Genomic DNA, 2,036 nt, shown 5'->3' with positions numbered 1-2,036 from the left:
GCGGGCTCGTTCTCGTTCTCCGACTTCGCGCCTCCAGCACGGCGCGATCCGAAGTCTCGCGACGCCTCCGGGCGGCGGGAGACGAGTCCGGAGAATGGACGCTCCGGACGACCCGATAGGGCCCGCCCTCTTCCCCCGGGGAGAGGGCGGGCTTTCTCATTGCCGTCCCGCGGTACCGCGGCCAGGCATGGTCATGTGTCGAATCGGAAGTTCGCCACTGTGCTTCGTGGCCGGTGCAAAAGTGGCCCGGCTCCGTCCGACAAGGCCTACTGCCGGGGCTGCGGTTCACCGTCACCAGAACTCACTCCGGACTACCTCTTCAAGACGGCCTGATCGAGGCCATTCCGGGGGAGCGGTCACAGCCGCCGATCGTCCGGAAGACGATCCTCTACCGGACGACGAAATGAAGTCTGGTTGGCTGAGTGAGTGACGGCTACCGAAGTGATCCTCGTTCACGGCTTGTATCACCAGCCGCAGCACATGCAGCCGCTCCGGGCCGCGCTCGAAGAGCGGGGTGCGATCGTGCACGTCCCGCGCCTGCACAGGGGGTCCCTCGCGGAAGACACCCAAGTTGTGCAACGGGTCATCATCGATGCCTGTCGGAACCAGCCGATCTTGGTTGCTCACAGCTATGGCGGGGCGGTCGCTGCCGGTGTGCAGGGAGCAGCTGCCTTCGTCTTCATGGCGGCCTTCGCACCCAAAGTCGGAGAGAGCTGCGCGCAGCTCGGTGGTATCGACGCACCAGTGAACGCCTTCGTACGACCGCACCCGGAAGGTGGCACGTTCATGCCGGCCGAGGCGGCCACCAATTTGTTCTACGCGGACTGTGATCCGCAGATGGCGCAACGGGCTGTGGACCTCCTGGTGCCACAGGCCTCCGGGCACGGACGAGGCGTCGTCAAAACAGCCCCGTGGGAGAGCGCGGTAAGCCACTACATCGTCTGCGCCGACGATCGGGCCATGACCCCCGCGCTTCAACTCCGAATGGCAATTCGATGCAGCAGTTACGAAGTGCTCACCGCCAGCCACTCGCCGTACATCTCACGACCCCAGCACGTAGCGACTTCGGTGCTGGGTACCGCCACCGCAATCCGGTAGCCCATCGGCTACCGAGACGGCAGGGCTAGTACCATTTCGAGCCAGAATTGCCCCGTGACCTCTCCCGTCAATTTTGTGTCCCTGCTCTTTCCGAACGTGACACAGTTGGATCTCACCGGGCCCGTGCAACTCTTCTCGCGATTACCGGGAGCGAATATCCATCTGGCCTGGCATCGACTGGAACCGGTCGCCACCGACTCCGGTTTCTCGATTCTGCCGACGACCACCTTCGACACCGCACCGCAGGCAGACATCCTCATGGTGCCCGGGGGGCAGGGCGCGTTCGAGCTGATGGACGATGCTCTTGCGCTCGACTTTGTTCGGCGTCAGGCACAAAACGCCAAGTACGTCACCAGCGTCTGCACCGGGGCCTTTGTTCTCGGAGCGGCTGGGCTGTTGGAGGGTCGACGAGCGACAACGCACTGGGCGTCCCACCCACTCCTGGAACTGCTCGGGGCGATTCCCGAACAAGCCCGAGTAGTTCGCGATGGCAACCTCATCACCGGTGGGGGAGTCACCAGCGGGATCGACTTCGCGCTCACGGTAGCGGGCGAGGTCTACGACGCCGCAACAGCACGCGCCGTGCAGCTCACCATGGAGTACGACCCCCAGCCGCCTTTCGATGCTGGCTCGCCCGCACGCCCAGAAGCGGATCAGGACCAGGTGCGGCGGTCAATGGCTGGCGCCCGCGATTCTCGCGAACCGTTCGTCGCGCGGGCAGCTGCCCGCCTTTACTGACTGTCCGGTAGGCGATCGGCTGTCGGTCGTAAGGAACTCTCGACCGCACCTGCTGGTGCTGGGGGCGTTCCGATCGGGTCAGCCGCGGTCGCGGGCCATTCCTGCTTCGGTGTTGCGGGTACCGACGGCCACGCCGTGAGGAGAGGCCGCTGCGATGCGTTCGAGATCGCCAGTGGTGAGGGCGACGTCGACAGCGGCGG

Annotated in this window: 2 protein-coding genes; both read left to right on the top strand. The window is 65.1% G+C overall.

What is annotated here, in order from left to right; translation table 11 throughout:
• Positions 1-426 precede the first annotated feature (426 nt).
• Positions 427-1,098, top strand: coding sequence for an alpha/beta fold hydrolase (locus ABD733_RS17280; RefSeq protein WP_344798539.1), 672 nt, complete (start codon positions 427-429; stop codon positions 1,096-1,098).
• A gap of 54 nt (positions 1,099-1,152) precedes the next feature.
• A complete protein-coding gene (locus ABD733_RS17275) occupies positions 1,153-1,836 on the top strand; it encodes a DJ-1/PfpI family protein (protein ID WP_344798537.1) in 684 nt (227 codons plus the stop codon).
• The last annotated feature ends 200 nt before the right edge of the window (positions 1,837-2,036 follow it).

The organism is Frondihabitans peucedani, assembly GCF_039537585.1.
Classification (GTDB): domain Bacteria; phylum Actinomycetota; class Actinomycetes; order Actinomycetales; family Microbacteriaceae; genus Frondihabitans; species Frondihabitans peucedani.
This window is presented reverse-complemented; position numbering and strand designations above follow the sequence as displayed.